Here is a 16838-nt window from a genome sequence, read left to right on the forward strand (position 1 = left end):
GTTTTCAATCCGCAGCAGTGGAGAGAACTCTCTAAACTGGCTTGCTTATATGAAACTTGTTGTGGGTTGAATGCCAATCGTCTGAATTTTTGCCGATCCCACTCCCAAAACATAACGTCCATTATCAGCTGCCTTTATGGCTCCACCTTGCTCTTCAACAATGGTGCTTTCGTACACTTCCTTAGCTTTAAACGTAGGCGTTACCTTCAGTGAAGTGGTCTCAGATGATACATTGAACACCCTGAACAGCAGGTCATCATTGGCCTCGCCCCGTTTAAGTGCACTAAATGCGAGATGATCGCCCTCCCATTGCAAAAACTCGTGGGTAGCGGGTAACGTGCCGCCGTGTACACCTGTCTGTTGAACAGTCCAGGGTACCGGGAATTGGTACGCTTGCACATAAGCATCGGACTGAATAACATCCAGATCATGTGAGATGAGCTCCATTTCCAGCATATGCTGTCCGAGACATTGGGCCTCAGGTGTTGCAAATACGCCCCAATCTCCAAGCTCACGAACACCGCGAAGCAGTGTCACAGCTATGGTGCTCTGATTAGCCAACACTTCATATTCATTCAGACCTTTATTCGCAATCGTCAGCCCTTCACGACCATTACTGATGCTGACAAACGCGTTTTGATGCTGTGCATTGCTAGGATTGCTCCATGCTGCTTCCGGCTGTATCGGACGCTGCGCCAGTTCATAAATAGAGTCAACGGTAACGTGACTTGCTTCGAGTCCGGTTTGGAACAGCATGCGAATACGATGATCCTGAACCGTGTTATCGATATAGCTTTTAATGCCAACGGAACGACCCGTTTTTTCAAGGCTCAGCTCTGTACGAATGGTCACTTCCCTTGTTTCATCAAGCCGCCGGGATTTCCGGTAACGAAACGGAACCATGGAGCGGATCTCTTCATCCAGCAGTTTATCTGCGCCGACCGGGAGCTTCCAATTATGCACGATCTCATAAACGGCTTTAAGAGGTGTATGATGCACCAGCTTAATTTGGGCAGGCAATCCCTTCGTAGTCAGCGGTGCTTCCTGATCCGGTTGTCTGTACATGTACTCATTTCCGATATCCCCGGTATCCTCATAAATGCCAAGCCCTGTATAATTACGACCGTTCACTTTATCCAACATAGTAAACGATCCATCCCCCGCAATCTCGACACGCAGATAAGCGTTTTCCATCCCTTGCTCTCCTGCAACAAGTTCAGGGGTTATTGACTCATTTGCCACAGCATCTGCAACGGCACTCTGAGGCACAAGCGCAAAAGTGTGATATGCAAAACCCGGGATGTTCTGGACGTGAAGCTCCACATCCACTTGATACGCCCAGTATGGTTGACGGAACCGGTTATCCGGCAAATCATATCCAAATGTCGGTCCAACAGATGTGATTACGGCTTCCACTTGCTTGCCTTCCGAGTTCAATACCACCCATTCGTTCGGGTTAAAGGCTTCATATTCATGCTTGAATTCCTGATACTTTTCATGCGGAGGCTGGTGATCGAAGTAACGTCGCTCAACGTCCACCCTCGCTACAATTACATTGGATCGAAGATGTCCCGAGGTGTTAAATACTACAAAAGGCAGCGCAACATCTGCGGTAAAGCCAGAGGTATCCACGGATTCAGCTATACTACGAGCACTCTGAACCGATATAGCTTCAGCCACTTCTTGCGACTTGGCAAATCGAGTCATCATTTCCCTGTGGACTTCGTCCACACTGCACCCGCAGATGCTGTCATGAGGATGATTTTTCAGCAGCGTTTTCCAGGCATATAACAGCTCATGGCGTGGATAAGTGCCTGTGGACAGAGAGGCCATGACTGCCAGCGGCTCAGCCACTTTCTCCAGTAACGTCTGGCTTTTTACATTTTGCTGCTTGATATATACCCTTGCTGAAGCTGTATTTACAAGTGTGATCCAGCCGTCATCCCATTGGCTTCGAAGTTCACCACGAATGACGTCCAGTGACTGTGGTTTCGCTTTTTGCAAAGCCTGAATGTATTCAGGAAAGCTGGATTGACGAAACGTCACATCTGGCATAATCTCGGCGGCCGTCTTTAACGCTTGTGTCAGATCCTTTTGGAGCGGCTGATGGTCACATCCGTTCATGAACAAGAGTTCCGAACTTGAAGCAAACTCTTCTGTCGCAGCCAGCTGTTCGGCCCAGTAAGATTTCGCCTTCCCAGGTTCCACCGGGATCTCCATGCCATTGTTGTACCAATTGGCGAACAGGATCGCCAGTACACGAGTACCGTCGGGTGATTCCCAATACATCTCCGAGTATTTGGAGGTATGTTCGTTGCCAGACTGAATCTCGTTATTGAACCCGACCGGCTTTACTCCCCGTCCATATACAGCTACCTCAATGCCCGCCTGACTAATGAGCTGTGGTGCTTGACCCATATTGCCGAAGGAATCCGGGAAATATCCGATTTTGGCATATCCCCCCATTTGTTCAGAGGCCTGAATACCAATTAACAGATTCCGCGCATTAGCTTCACTGCTGACGAGGAATTCATCTTGAAGGATGTACCAGGGACCAACGATCAACTTGCCCTGTTCAATTAACTTGCGGACCTGATTCGATCGGTGCGGCATAATTTCCAGGTAATCCTCCAGCACAATAAATTGCCCATCTAGGTGAAAGCTCGTAAATTCCGGGTCTTTTTCAAACGTCTCAATTAAATCCTCCATAAGCTGAACGAGTAACATTCGGTGCTTCTCGAAGGATAGATACCACTCCCTGTCCCAGTGAGAATGTGCGACAATATGCGCGGTTTTTGTAGTCATTCATTTCATTCCAATCTTGTATGATTTAGTTGTTGTGTATTTGCTATAACGCACCATCAAAAAATTACATTTTCACAGAACCTACCGTCATTCCTTTGACATACATCTTCTGCATGAACGGGAAAGCAAGCAGGATTGGAATGACTGTAATTAAAGCCCCTGCCATGAGTTCATTCCATTTCTTGAATGAAGAAGAATCCAGATACATGAGTCCCATCGGCAACGTAAACATATCCCGGCTATCCACAATGATCATCGGCCACAAAATATTGTTCCAGCTTCCGATAAAGTTCAGAATGGCAATGGTTCCGATCGCAGGCAAGGCCAATGGCAAATAGATTCTGTAGTAGATTTTAAAATTGTTGCATCCATCCAGCACGGCACTCTCATATAGCTCATGTGAGATCGTGCGGAAATAACTGGTGAATAGAAAAATGGCGAATGGTGCAGCACCGTTAATCATGGGCAGGATCATACCAATGTACGTGTTCTGCAAACCCAGATTAGTCATGTTGATATAAAGCGGAATCAATGTCGTTACACCTGGAACGAGCAGTAATGCAATAAACGTATAGTAGATAAATTTTTTGCCCCGATAGACAAATTTGGCAAACGAATAGGCCATCATGGTATAGATGAGAATGACACCTATAATTACGACTGCACTTACGATCACGCTGTTTATAAAAAACTGATAGAAGTTCAATTTATTCCATACGTCCCCGAATGTGGACCACATCGGTGCGGCTTGTGGAAACGGACTCTGTGGATTGGCTAATGCATCCTGTGATGTCTTCAGCGAAGTGCCGATCATCCAGACAAAAGGATACAAGCAGGTCAATCCGTACAGGATTAGAATGATATGCTTAATATATTTGACCATGTGCTCCTCCTTTTAGATGTCTGCCTTGAATGAGCGAATACTGAATATGGCGATGGCACCTGTAATCAGGAATGAAACCCACCCGATTGCGCTGGCCAGACCATAATCATTGTTGAGGAAAGCGGTACGGTACACGAGTGTACCAATAACTTCCGAACTGCCAGCCGGGCCGCCGCCTGTCATGATGAACACATTCTCAAAGGCCTGGAATGCCCCGTTCACCATCTGAATGACGGCAATCAGTGTGATTGGCTTCAGTAACGGCCAAGTAATTTTCAATATCATGGTTGTTTTCTTGGCACCATCTACACTTGCCGCTTCATAGAGTGTTGGATCAATGGAAGTCAGACCAGCGTAGTACAGAATCAGTGTTCCTGGCAGACCACCCCATATCGATGTCAAAATAATACCGAGTAAAGAAGTGGACGAACTCCCAAGCATCCCACCAGGTACCGCTAGGAAATCCAAGCCCATCCATAGGAAGAGAGAGTTGAATGCTCCACTTGGTTCAAACAAGCCTTTCCATACATAAAAGATAGCTACGCCAGATGCGATCATCGGCAGAAAATAAATCGTCCGGTACCAAGTGGCTGCTTTTGTATTTTGCAGTACAAATGCCAGCACAAGTGCGATCGGAACGACAACCACAACCTGTGAAACCGCAATGATCAGATTGTGCAGAACGGCATTATAGAAATTTCGGGTTACAATCGGATCATCACCCAGCAGGAACTGACGAAAATTCGCCAAACCTTCAAACCGTGCGGTGGAAAAATCGATCCCGGACCAGTTATAAAAACTGAGCATGATCGAGAATCCGACCGAATACACGCCGATGGCAAGAAACAAAAGCACACCGGGCAGTAAAAAAAGATACGGCATCCACTTATTTCGACTTTTTATCATGATCAATCACCTTTTGCTCTCAATTTGGCAATCGGGAGACCCTTGCGGGTCTCGCCAATTACTTTGGTTGTACTAGTTCCCGCTCGCTTTCAAACTTTCCATGGTGTCGTCGAACTTCTTGGCGACTTGTTCAGCAGTCATCTTTTTCTCGATCATGGATTGCATGGACTGGGCGTACACTTCCCACTCTTTATGCTTGCCACGATACGTATTAATCGCCGGTGAAGCTTGACTGAATGGACCAGGTTCGGCAGCGAACGCATCTGAAATTGATTTCAGGTTCGGATCCAGATCCTTGGCACGATCACCCAAGTTCAGAGCAGGTACGGTATATGCCGCATTGGCAAAAGCAACAGCAGCATCCGGATCACCCGTCAGGAATTTAATGAAATCAAGCGCTTCAGCCTTGTTCTGCGAATCCTTGTTCACCGACAACATCGTTAATGTGAATGGATCAGTCGTCCAGCTGTTCATTTTCGACCCTTCAAGCGGTGGTACAGGGAAGGTGAAAATATCGTCAGGACTCATTCCCATAGCGAGTAACGTAGACATCGTGAAGGAACCACCAAGATCGAAAGCGGCTTTGCCAGCAGCAAAAGCCTGGTCTGCTCCATCAATATCCGTTGATAAAATTCCCGGCATAAGCAAATCCTTATTTGCCAATGTCTCCATCGCTTTCACAACCGGCAGATTGGAAGGGTCGCTTAGTTTGGATTTTCTTTCGAGCAGATCAATATAACCCTGAGGTTCGTTCAGCATGATGGACAGTGCCGAACCGGCCCAGTTTTCCCATAGGTCAGGCAGCTTTGCACCAAATACAAGCCCAGGAGTGCCTGTTTTCTCTTTGACGGTCTCCATCATTGTGACGAATTCTTCCCACGTTTTTGGTGCTTCCGCTGTCAGCCCTGCTTCTTCGATCAGCTTCTTGTTTCCATAGAAAGTAAAGAATCCTCCGATATCGAGCGGCAGTCCGTAGAACTGACCAGTTTTCAATGACTTTTGAATCGTAGTGGCATTCTTGTCTTCTTTCCAGGAGTCAACCTGACTTTGCGTAACAATGATCGGGTCCATTGCAGCACTGTAGTAACTGTTCAACAGCTCATCATCCACTTCACCAGACAGTTCAAGCACCGAGTTCTCAATGGAATCTCCCGCCGTTGCCCACCAGTTGACGATATCCGGCAAATTTTTGGAGTTCGCTGCTGCCTGGAACTTTTGGCGGTACGTATCATCTGGTGTAAAGGTCTCCAGCTTCACTTTGATCCCCGTTTTCTCTTCATACAATTTTGCTGCAGCTTCAATTCCTGGCGTGTAAGCAACCTTCCACGTCCACATCGTAAGCTCCTTACTCGAATTGGATTCTGTTCCTCCGGATTGCGCATCACCGCAAGCGCTTACAATGAGTGAGAAAACAGTTAACAAAGTAACGATCATGCCTGCTCTTTTTTTCATCCTGCAACCACCCTTATCTTTGAATTTTGATCATTCCTAGCTTAATGAATATTTCACGGCTACCAATTGCCATTAAGAAACGCTGCACCCCCTTTTTGAATTCAGGAACATGTGAGATAAAATTTTTGGCATGGATAAGATTGTGAAGGATCGTTGGAAACGCTTCATCCAACAAACTTTAAAAACAATATAAACAACATACTTTTACTTGTAAATGTTTATTTTTAGATACAACCTTAGATGGAATATTCCTAATAAGTTGTTTGTTCATAAGGTTTTTTTATCATATTTGTTTGTAATTTAAATCTTCTTGTCTTACTCACTTGATATTGATTTTTAGCACTTGTATATGTTGTATTAATATAATATATTTAGAACGAACTAATAGTGAATGGAGATAAAATGCGATGGTGAGAACCTTCAAGCCAATGTACAAGAAAATCGAGACATATATCATTGACCAGATTCGAAGCGGGAATTGGAAACCAGAGAGTAGAATTCCTTCCGAAAATGAACTGGCTGAACAATTCAGTGTGAGCCGTATAACGGTGAAAAATGCGCTTACCGCTCTGGTCGATAAAGGGGTGGTCTACCGACTTCAAGGTAAAGGCACCTTTGTTAACGATCACAGCCCGGAGGAAATTCGCAACATCACTTCAGCGGTTAAAGAGCAGCTCACTGTGCCAACAATCGGGTTCCTTCTCCCCCGTCTCGACAATCGGTTTACCGCCAATCTGCTGAGCGGAATTGAGGACACCCTTTCAGAGAATGGCTATCAATTGTTATTCGCCAAAACAAATGATTCACAAGAGACGGAGATTATCAAAATCCAGGAAATGAAACAGGCAGGTGTCAAAGGACTAATTATCTATCCCGTTGAGGGTGAGCACTATAATAATGAGATTCTTGCGCTTACGCTAAATCGCTTCCCCCTTGTCCTGTTGGACCGCAATCTAAAAGGGGTGGAGACCAACTCTATCAGCTCGGACAACCATGAGGCGGCTATTCAGGCAGTTAACCATCTTCATGAACTTGGACATAGTCGAATTGGCTTTATTTCCACTCTAGCTGAGGGCACATCGAGTATTGAGGATAGATTGCATGGATATGAGAAAGCCTTGGAGGACCGTCATATTCTGATTGATCGGAGTATACAGATGACACGTCTGGCCATGAGTGACAGTGATGAAGAGGTTATCATGATGATTCAGAAGTTTTTACAGGCGAATCCGCAGATGACAGCCCTTCTTTCCTCCAATTTCAGCCCTCATGTTATTCAAGCGGCGATGCAGATGGGAATCTCTGTACCGGAAGATTTATCCGTCGTGTTCTTCGATGATGTGGAATTTCCGGACTACTGTATTATTCCGCCTACGGCTGTGGTCCAGCAGGAACTTGAGCTTGGACGAGAAGCGGGCAGAGTCATCCTGAAACAAGTAGAGAATCCTAGCAGCGAGTACCTTCAGGTTAAGTTACCCACGATGCTTATTCCCAGACAGTCAACAGCAAAGGCGAAATCATAGAAACCTTCGCCTGAAGTTAAACAAGCTCAATTTTCTGAAAACGTTTATAGTAAACGAATGAAATCTACTTTTTTGACAGTTGCAGTGTGTATTAAACTGCGATTTATTGTCTCTACATGATGTTCAGTTCATTTATTGAAGAAGGACCCTTCCCGAAATGGGAAGGGTCCTTCGAATGATGTGAACGATAACTATTGCAAATTTGCGGAAGTAACGTCCTTCCAATGATCATTCGCTTCTATTTCAGCATTATTGCCAACAAAAGCACCACTTGCCTCCGAATCATCCATTAATTGATATCTCATCCAAGCTGTCAAATAACCTCGATGCTGACCGCCATCCTGCTCTATCGCTGTATGTGCAGCGCCCTTAGCCATAGCCATTAAGGCCGGAAGATCCGGTTTGGCATTACGTAAGGCCAATTGGTTGGAATCTGACGGGGAGATGATAAAATCTCGGGTTCCCCCTATAACAAAAAATGGTACCTTCAGCGCTGATGTATCATACACATCCTCTGGATCACAATATTTCAGATCAGGCAGAGCAATCGATACAACCGTTTTGATGAGATCCCCATTCTCAAAATTCGTATGAGCGTTAATCACACCCGTTGATCCCTGCGAATGCCCTGCCGCACCAACTCGATCTTTTTGGATCCTGTGGTAGAACGGGCTGACCGTCGCTTCATTTTCACTGAGCATATATTCAATCGCAGCCATAATTTCTTTTCCTGTACCCGTGGTTTGGCTATATGTATCGATGACAATAAATCCCCAACCGGCCAGGTGTCTTAACAACTGATCATAATTGTCAGGTAATGCCCCCGTTCCATTGCCCCAAGCGATGAGCGGGTGCAAGACATCCGTTGATTGCGGAGAATAAACCCTGTAGAGCTTCTCGCCTTGTTTGTCCTTGATCTCCAGTGTATCTACCTCGTATGTGCCGGATAGAGCATATTTTTCTTCAACACTTCCGACTTCGAAAGTAGCCGATACCGAATTTACGAGGATGAAGGATAGTACGCAAAATGCAGCGATCAAAATACCGACAACACCCGTTATCCATAGGAACCACTTGCTTCGGATTACCTTTTTCACTTGTGGCATACAATCTCCTCTCACATTAAAGCGGGATATCCCTAGGTAAAACATACCACAGGTATAGCGCTTTTAGTTCAACAAAACGTGAAAGTTATGTCTTGCAATATTGAGAATAAGTGCTAATATGAGTTTAAACAACGTTTAAAACATTGTTTAAACCACTTGTAGGAGGGTTACTATGGAACCAGACAAAAAAAGTGAAACCAAAGAAAAGATCATGCAAGCTACGCTGGAGTTCACCAAACAAAATGGCTTTGAAAGCATCACCATACGGAAAATTGCTGAAGCTTCCGGTACAAATGTCTCCCTTGTTAACTATTACTTCGGCTCCAAAGAAAATCTGATTAGCGAATCTATTAAAATGATTCTGAGTAGCTTTCAGCATACCTTTGATATACTTGACGAATTTTCCATCCCCGCCCGAGAACGATTAAAGCAATTTTTGGTGAATTATTTGCAAGTCATCCGTGAGTACCCCGAATTGTTATCCAGAATTATTCTCATGGGTTCAGCAGACCTCGATTCTCAGCAGGAGTACGGTTCAATTTTAAATGTAATGGGATTCCCCAAGGTTCAAAATACGTTAAAAGAGTTAACCGGAGAACAACAACCGGAGCGACTGACCACAATGATGACGCAAATTTTTGGAGCGCTTTTTCTCCCAGCACTAATGAGTCCTATTCTGGAAAAAGGAGCCTCTGTGAAGATCGCACCGATAGATGAACAAATTGACTTGCTCTTTGAAAAATACTTTCATTAAAAAACATTTTTGGAGGTCATTCAGATGAACATGTTACGAAAACATTGGCAGGACTTGGGATTGATCATTGCATTACTTGTATGCATTTATGTCACTATGAATTGGGGAACGTTGCCGCGTGTTAACAGCATTTTATGGTTAAGTTTTGTTGCCATACTCCTGCATCAATTCGAAGAATACCGTTGGCCGGGTTATTTTGCAGGCTTATTTAATAAAGCTTTGTTCCATAGTGATGCACCTGAGAGATATCCGCTAAATCAGCAATCAGCTATGATTATTAATCTGATTATCGCCTATATATTTTATTTGCCGGGTGTATTCTTCCCTTCCATTGTTTGGCTGGGTCTGGCGCCTATATTGATGGGTTTTTTTCAGATTATTTGGCATGGCATCTTCGCTAATATAAAAACAAGAAGCCTGTACAATCCCGGATTGTTTTCAGCGATATTTCTGCATTTGCCCATTGGGATCTGGTACATTAAATATACCTATGAACAAAATATATTAACACCAACAAATTGGATTTTGAGCACCATTTATTTTGTCGTAGCTGTGTATATATTAATTGTGAAAGGTAACATGTGGCTTAAAAACAAGAACTCCAGTCATCCATTTTCACAGAAACAAGTAGGACCTTACACTAAAAATTAAATCTGTTACTTCTTATAACTTCATAAATACAAGGATATAATCGAGCAATATAAGAAGCTGATGCGCTGATTTCAGGATATTCATTTCGGTGATAGTTGTCTATCTTGTATTGCTCCGTAACGATCTGTTTATGAAAAAAGCCACCATTTAGGTGACTTCCTGCACTTCTATCCCATTGAAGAGAAATGGAGCATTCATTAAATATTCTCTGATACATGCTTGTGCGTACGGTTGCTCATCTATTATTCGTGATGTTTCTCTAGGGTCGGACGAATGATGGCTGTAGTTCTCAATCATGCACATGATAAAGAAACTTTCCAGAACCTCAGCATAATCTGTTGGCAGTGTTCTTACACTTTCATAACCTCTGATGAACTCCCAACGCTGTGCGGGAAAAAGCCCTAATATCGTGTTTGCTATATCGTAAAGATAATATCCATAGCCACATCGGCCAAAATCAATTGGATTAGGTTGTTCATCGTTGAATACGATGTTACCAATATGTAAATCTCCGTGGATGATTCCGTAATGCTGTGGATTCTGATCCAAGTCTGCAAGTTGGGATAATATTTTACGGGATGCTTTCTGATACGTCTTCCATGCCTGATCGGATAAAAACCTTGTGTAATAACGTCTCAGCTTGGCCATATCAACTTTAAAACTTTCTTCGCCCCATGTGGGCCGAGCAAAATCAACAGATGGTACAAAACGGGCTGTTGCTTCATGGAGATCTGCGGCCATAGAGCCTATACGGTATGCACAACGTTCATTAACCTCATTTCCGTCCATATGCTCTCCGTCTACCCATTTCATCATCGTAACATAAAAGTACATTCCCGCTTCTTCTGCCTCCATGAACAAAACATACGAGCCATCGCGACTCACTACACCCTGAGGTACGTAGAGATTATTGGATGTGCCCAGTGATTGAAGCAAAGTAAGTTCCGAACGGATAGCCTCTTTACTTAGCCGATTGGAATGAATGCGAAGTAAATAGCTTTTCGATGGAGCTGTATCGATTTTGTACGTGATGGTATCTGACAACTGAATGAAATGTATACAATCCCATGCTAATTCATACTGATCTAATGCCCTTAGACAAACACTTCTCGCCTGAACGAGCAGTAATTGTAGCTCCTCATTCGTTCCATTTTGAAAAAATGTCATCATTGGCCTCCTCCATAAATATCCGCAAGCGAATCCAAGCTACAACGAATTATACGGAATAGACCATTGGAGGCATATATAACAAACGATTATAAAACATCTATTACATAGAAGCTTTCTCTCAAAAGGCATCTCAACACAAAAAAGCCCGGTTCATCACCGGACTTAACATTTCAAAGGTATTCAAATTATATTTTGATATATTCCACCCATAGCTTATATAATTCAGACTTAGTACATTGAAAGATCCCTTCGAAATCTTGAGGATTACGTATCAGTTTGTTTAATGCCTCTATTCCGTATCGCTCAACCACAAATTCCACCATCATATAAGAGAATTGAAAGCCTTTCATCGTTTCAAAATCCCACGTATCGTTATTTAATTCATCAAAAGATGGAATGGTCTGGTTGCGAATGCTATCTTCCGTCGAACCTTTAATGAAATCTTGGGACATCTGTTTAGCTTCATATCCACCAATACCCTGTCTGATCCATTTCGGAGCTGCAGGATTAATATCGCTGATTAGCCACATGGCGAACAAGTGGACTGTGCCTTTCAGAATGGATTGATACGTATGCTCCGGTCCCGGGTTCAACGGAGATACAATTTTCAGAATGCGCCCTTCATATGTGCCCATAAACCAATTGGGGGCATCTGTTTCGCCGACAGCTTGATGGAACGTTGGCAAATCAGGATAAATTTCAATAACTACCTTTTGTGATGGATGATGTTTATATTTGGCCGACACTCGTTCAACACTATTGTTGAGCTCATCGAACAAATCTTGATGCATTTTCTTTGTACGATCATTCGTTTCGTGGCTTACACCTTTATTTACAATAGAAATCAGGTCTTGAATAGACATGATGGCAATGTCCCCCCACTCTTTCAGTTCTTTTCTTAATTTCTCCAAAGCTCGGTATAGTCTGTTCTTTACTGCACTCTCCCGTCTTCCAACAATCTTGGATATTTCAGGCAAGGTGCAGTCAACGAAAAAGCGTAAAGCAATAATTTCTTGATCAATCTCATCCAGCTTTTTTAACGCGGAGCCAATATCAATTCGGATATCAACATGTTTCGTAAATTCAAGGGAGATGGATTGGGATTCATAATCTGTAAAATCATAAGGAGATTCTTTTTGTCGCGATAACCTGCGATATTCGTTTTTCACCGTATTCTGAGCAATCTTAAAGATCCAGGTGAATAAATTTGAGGACCCTTTAAAGCTATGAATGTTTTCGACCGCTTTCAAAAACACCTGTTGGGTCAAATCATCTGCAACCAACGGATTCAATTTCAGTGAGAAATATTTACTGATTCTTTGACGATATTGTTCATACGTGTTCTCAAAGATGGTGATGCTTTCCTGTTCATCCGGATAAACAGGTTTCGTGTCATGAGCTCCTGACATGGTGGTGAACCTCCTCTTGATTTACATTTAATTAGACACCGGAGGAAGCGAAAAAGCCACGCATGAGGAAAAATTTTTTTGGCTTCTTCTTCGCTTTAGTATGAATTCTGCTTTTATGAAGATGAAAAACAAACAAAGGCAACCGTTCGCACTGACCGGCTACCTTTATTCTTTTCTTTTATGGAAACACAACTAGTCTTTGCTTATCTCAGCGATGCGGGCAGCTTTACACCGAGGAGTTTACCCTCCGCCTGTATTATGATCATACCGTCTGTCTTCAGTGTCGCTTCGTGTAAATCTGCCCCGGTGGTTACCCGAAAGACTGGTGTAGTAGTCAACATATTAATCCCGAACATTGTTCCGTTACGCTGCGTCCGGTACATTCCTTTGCCGTACACGCTAATCTGAGCAACAGGTGCGTCGCCATACCACTTGATTTCCTGTCCATTCACCAGCTTGATGCCCGCTAGTTCACCCGTTGTTTCATTTTTGTATATCAGCCTTTCCTGCACGATACCAAGCGACACCCCGTTTTCTTTATAAAAAGGGCGAGGATAAGTCCGAAGTGGATCAGCATTAGATGTATATTTGTCGAAGTTGTATTCCGCTACCCGATCTCCTTGTTCAATGTATAACTTTCCATTGCTTGCAAATACACTCCCATACCCATAGTCATATGGTGGATCACCGTTCATTTTCCAGTTATATTCAAGGCTCCCCTTTTGTACGCCAGTGTTGAGGTTATAGGCATTTACACTCACTTTACGTTCCGGTTTTGATTGATATTCTGTCAGTCTGGAAGAATGATAATCAACCGAATACACGAGACCGTCTTTAATTTGAAGTGCTTCTCCTTGACCGAAATCGTCCCATAACTTTTTGCCTGTCTTCTTGTCATATGCATTTAGTTGGATGGACGTAAGTGCCCCCTGTACATAAAAGGTTCGAAGCACGACGCCATTAGATTCCTCCAGGTAGTCGGTACCGTTTCCTTCACCAAGCGGCTCATCAGCCCTCCACTTCAGCTTTCCCGTCTTCATATCAAAAGCAAATGTTGTACTGCCTTGGATAATATAAAGCGTATCACCAGTTGGAACTAACATTTCTGTACGATTCCGTGTATCGATCCAGGTGGATGAGCCTGATAGCCATATCGCTTTTCCTGTCTTCGCGTTCAAAGCATAAGGCTTATGATCCCCAGTGAGACCGTAAATGACATTATTATGATAAACAACATAGGGTGTTAATCCTTTTCCGTAAGACCATAGACGTTTACCTGTCTTTGCATCCAATGAAATCAGTTTGCTATCGGCGAAAGTGAATACCTTACCCTCTTCTGCTACTGCATGATGACCAATATAAGGTTCGTTCATATTCAAATAATTGTCCACTTGTGCAGTCCAGGAAGGCTTAAGTTCGGGTACCGATATCCCCATATAGGAATACCAGTTGCGTACCGAAACATCAGGTGCGTCTGCATGTGCCTGAGACAAAATTACGGCGTTCATCCCCAGAGCAAGAAGCCCCACAGCTGTAAAGCTTGCGACGATACAGCGGAATAGTTGTCCTTTCCAATTCGTAAACTGTTGATTCTTTTTCGTTTTGAGCATATTACCCTCCATTGTAATGGTTTCTACATTAGTTACCTTAATAGATGTGTATTTCTAGAGAGCTATCGCCTATAATCCTTATGAATATAACGCATTGAATTGCTTAATAGTTACACTCTTGTTAAACGATTCAAATAGATTTCAAAACAAAAAAGTCGCCCAATTGGCGACTCCTTGTTCAGTGGGATGAAGCTTTTAATTGAGTCTGCATGAAGACCAGTTCCTCAGCCAATTTTTCCAGCCGACTCAGGGCTTCCGTATCTTTAATGTTATTCTCAGCATCAAAATGATCGCTATTCAGATATACATAGCTTGGGGCGACATAGGAGCGGAAAAAGCCAGCAATGGGCTTTAACTGATTTTCCACAACCAAATAATGCTGATAGGTGCCACCGGTTGCTATAAAACCCATCACTTTATTGTAAATGCTCTGCACAGGCAATAGGTCAAATACATTCTTTAGTACACCTGTCAGAGAGGATTGATATATTGGTGTGCCGATTACGTAAAAGTCAGCATCCATCAATTTTTGAATCACCGACTGGGTGTCTTCATTATAATCCTCCAATTTGCGGCCATCGCAAAATTCGATCCCTTTATAATCTCTTAAATCTATGAGTTCAACTTCAATTTCTGGATGATTATTTTTCACGAATTGGAGCACAGCATCCACACCCACTGGTGTCTTTGATCCAATCAACGACCCGGACAATCCTATTAATTTCACAACATAACCTCCAATAAGTCTTAGTCATCTGTTAAGTTTTCTGCCTACTCTCCCAAAATAATGACTTCCGTCTCCAATTCAATATTAAATTGATCGTGCACTCTTTTTTTAATTAATCTAATTAATTCCAAATAATCCTCAGCAGTGGCGTGATCTGCATTAATGATAAAACCCGCATGTTTCTTCGAAATTTCAGCTCCCCCAATGCGAGTGCCTTGTAAATTACATTCTTGAATAAGTTTCCCGACATAATGTCCCTCTGGACGTTTGAATACACTTCCGCAAGAAGGGTACTCAAGCGGTTGTTTGGATTCCCGTTTGAACGTTAAATCCTGCATGACACTGGAGATAACATCCTTATTGCCTTTTTTGAGATTAAATTCGACTTCAAGTATGATGTATTGATCTGTTCGGAAGATACTGTTTCGATAACCGAGCTGCATATCATCTCGGGCCATGTTAACCAGTTCTCCATGTTTAGTAACAACCAGCGCTTGCTCGACGACCTCTTCCATCTGACCGCCATAAGCTCCCGCATTCATATATAAAGCACCACCTGTGCTCCCTGGTATTCCACATGCAAACTCCAGACCCGTTAGGCTGTTATCCAAAGCGATCCGTGAAACGTCAATAATATTGGAACCGCTTTGAGCGACAATCTTGTTACCATAAACCTCAATTTGATCGAATTGGCTCAGAGAGAGCGTAATTCCACGCAGCCCCTGATCTTTAATAATGACGTTTGATCCTTTGCCAATGACAGTCAGAGGTATTTGATGTACTTTTGCAATGTTAACTATGTTAATAATTTCTTCTTTCGTAGTAGGATGAATAAGTATGTCTGCTTTACCACCTAGTCTTATATAGGTATGGTCCTTTAATGGCTCATTCAATTTCAATTTTTCCAAAGGTATGTGATTCTCAAAAATATTCATGACATTCTCTCCCTGAGTTGAAAAGACGTGATTGCACAATCGGCGAACAGAAAACTCCTTCATTGTATGTTTAATATGAGATTTTACTTGGAATTATTCCGAACATCATATCATTTAATCACATTTTTTAACCTCGCCACGGTAATTCGCCATTCTGAAACTGGCCCCGCAGCCACATGACACTTTTGCATTAGGATTATTCATGGTGAATCCCCCCAACATCCCGCTTTCTTCGTAATCAATCTCAAGTCCTTCAATATATTGAACCGTATTTGAGTGAACCAATATACGAAATACACCTTTATCTAATAAGATATCCCCTTCTGCTTGCTGTTCATCTACGATAAGGGTATAGGACAGACCACTGCAGCCCCCCTCATCCACCCCTACTCGAAGAAATGAATTCCGGCTATCCGCACTTGCCAGAATTTCAACGATCTTTTCGGATGCTGTTTCACTGACCTGAATCATCGTTTATACCTCCTTGAAACGTATTTTGGGTTAGATCGGTGTTGTTCAAACGCTGCCCATTAAAATTCTAATGATTTCTTCAGGACTCGTATAAGCATTAAAACATCGATATTCTGCTGCTTGCAGATGGTTAGGAATATCCATGATTTCAAGAGATCCGCTATATAAAACGATCCTATATTTCCCGGAAAATTGTTCTATAAACGGCTCAATATTCTCCAAATTCATATCTACGATGATCACAGTATTATCCGGAAGATGGTTAATGTCACAGACCACATCACGCGTAGCGTCCAGGACATGCAAGGAGGGCTCGGTTCGAATCAACAAACTTAAACTTTTAACGATGTGATGCGTATTTGACAAGACTAACACATGGTTCATTCAGAAAACCTCCGGATAAATGATCGCAATCGCAGGATATTTCTCTTTCTAA

15 protein-coding genes are annotated in these 16838 nt (G+C 43.0%); 3 read left to right on the top strand and 12 right to left on the bottom strand.

Annotated elements, in window-relative coordinates; all coding sequences use genetic code 11:
• Nucleotides 1-45 precede the first annotated feature (45 nt).
• The 4 genes from P364_RS0119240 to P364_RS0119255 form a co-directional block, all read right to left on the bottom strand.
• A complete protein-coding gene (locus P364_RS0119240; protein ID WP_024631710.1) occupies nucleotides 46-2805 on the bottom strand; it encodes an alpha-mannosidase in 2760 nt (919 codons plus the stop codon).
• A 64-nt stretch (nucleotides 2806-2869) separates the two neighbouring features.
• Nucleotides 2870-3688, bottom strand: coding sequence for a carbohydrate ABC transporter permease (locus P364_RS0119245; RefSeq protein WP_024631711.1), 819 nt, complete (start codon nucleotides 3686-3688; stop codon nucleotides 2870-2872).
• 12 nt (nucleotides 3689-3700) lie between these two features.
• Entirely contained in the window at nucleotides 3701-4594 is an 894-nt protein-coding gene (locus tag P364_RS0119250) for a carbohydrate ABC transporter permease (protein ID WP_024631712.1), read from the bottom strand.
• A 72-nt stretch (nucleotides 4595-4666) separates the two neighbouring features.
• The gene (locus P364_RS0119255; RefSeq protein WP_024631713.1) at nucleotides 4667-6046 is read right to left on the bottom strand and encodes an ABC transporter substrate-binding protein; all 1380 of its coding nucleotides are present in this window, start codon (nucleotides 6044-6046) and stop codon (nucleotides 4667-4669) included.
• Nucleotides 6047-6453: 407 nt separating this feature from the next.
• On the opposite strand from P364_RS0119255, the gene P364_RS0119260 reads away from it, so the two are divergent.
• Nucleotides 6454-7569, top strand: coding sequence for a GntR family transcriptional regulator (locus tag P364_RS0119260; protein WP_024631714.1), 1116 nt, complete (start codon nucleotides 6454-6456; stop codon nucleotides 7567-7569).
• Between the two features lie 191 nt (nucleotides 7570-7760).
• On the opposite strand, the gene P364_RS0119265 is transcribed toward P364_RS0119260, so the two are convergent.
• Nucleotides 7761-8675 (bottom strand): poly(ethylene terephthalate) hydrolase family protein, encoded by a 915-nt coding sequence (locus P364_RS0119265; protein WP_024631715.1) that lies wholly within the window; start codon nucleotides 8673-8675, stop codon nucleotides 7761-7763.
• A 172-nt stretch (nucleotides 8676-8847) separates the two neighbouring features.
• Here P364_RS0119265 and P364_RS0119270 point away from each other — a divergent pair, with 172 nt between their 5' ends.
• Nucleotides 8848-9429: a TetR/AcrR family transcriptional regulator gene (locus P364_RS0119270; RefSeq protein WP_024631716.1), complete on the top strand. Its 582-nt coding sequence runs from the start codon at nucleotides 8848-8850 to the stop codon at nucleotides 9427-9429.
• Between the two features lie 24 nt (nucleotides 9430-9453).
• A complete protein-coding gene (locus P364_RS0119275; RefSeq protein ID WP_024631717.1) occupies nucleotides 9454-10080 on the top strand; it encodes an HXXEE domain-containing protein in 627 nt (208 codons plus the stop codon).
• Nucleotides 10081-10227: 147 nt separating this feature from the next.
• Here P364_RS0119275 and P364_RS0119280 read toward each other — a convergent pair whose 3' ends face one another.
• The 7 genes from P364_RS0119280 to P364_RS0119310 form a co-directional block, all read right to left on the bottom strand.
• Nucleotides 10228-11250 carry a phosphotransferase enzyme family protein gene (locus tag P364_RS0119280; protein ID WP_024631718.1) on the bottom strand — a complete coding sequence of 341 codons (1023 nt, stop codon included), beginning with the start codon at nucleotides 11248-11250 and terminating at the stop codon, nucleotides 10228-10230.
• Between the two features lie 185 nt (nucleotides 11251-11435).
• Nucleotides 11436-12659: an RNA polymerase sigma factor gene (locus tag P364_RS0119285; protein ID WP_024631719.1), complete on the bottom strand. Its 1224-nt coding sequence runs from the start codon at nucleotides 12657-12659 to the stop codon at nucleotides 11436-11438.
• Between the two features lie 203 nt (nucleotides 12660-12862).
• Nucleotides 12863-14269, bottom strand: a complete 1407-nt coding sequence (locus P364_RS0119290) for an outer membrane protein assembly factor BamB family protein (RefSeq protein WP_024631720.1) — start codon at nucleotides 14267-14269, stop codon at nucleotides 12863-12865.
• 178 nt (nucleotides 14270-14447) lie between these two features.
• On the bottom strand, nucleotides 14448-14996 hold the full coding sequence (locus P364_RS0119295; protein WP_024631721.1) for an NADPH-dependent FMN reductase: 549 nt from the start codon (nucleotides 14994-14996) through the stop codon (nucleotides 14448-14450).
• Between the two features lie 44 nt (nucleotides 14997-15040).
• A complete protein-coding gene (gene murB, locus P364_RS0119300) occupies nucleotides 15041-15931 on the bottom strand; it encodes a UDP-N-acetylmuramate dehydrogenase (protein WP_024631722.1) in 891 nt (296 codons plus the stop codon).
• Between the two features lie 114 nt (nucleotides 15932-16045).
• Nucleotides 16046-16402 (bottom strand): HesB/IscA family protein, encoded by a 357-nt coding sequence (locus P364_RS0119305; protein ID WP_024631723.1) that lies wholly within the window; start codon nucleotides 16400-16402, stop codon nucleotides 16046-16048.
• A 45-nt stretch (nucleotides 16403-16447) separates the two neighbouring features.
• Nucleotides 16448-16786 (bottom strand): hypothetical protein, encoded by a 339-nt coding sequence (locus P364_RS0119310; RefSeq protein WP_024631724.1) that lies wholly within the window; start codon nucleotides 16784-16786, stop codon nucleotides 16448-16450.
• Between the last annotated feature and the right edge of the window lie 52 nt (nucleotides 16787-16838).

Source organism: Paenibacillus sp. MAEPY2 (genome assembly GCF_000499205.1).
Lineage (GTDB): Bacteria > Bacillota > Bacilli > Paenibacillales > Paenibacillaceae > Paenibacillus > Paenibacillus vandeheii.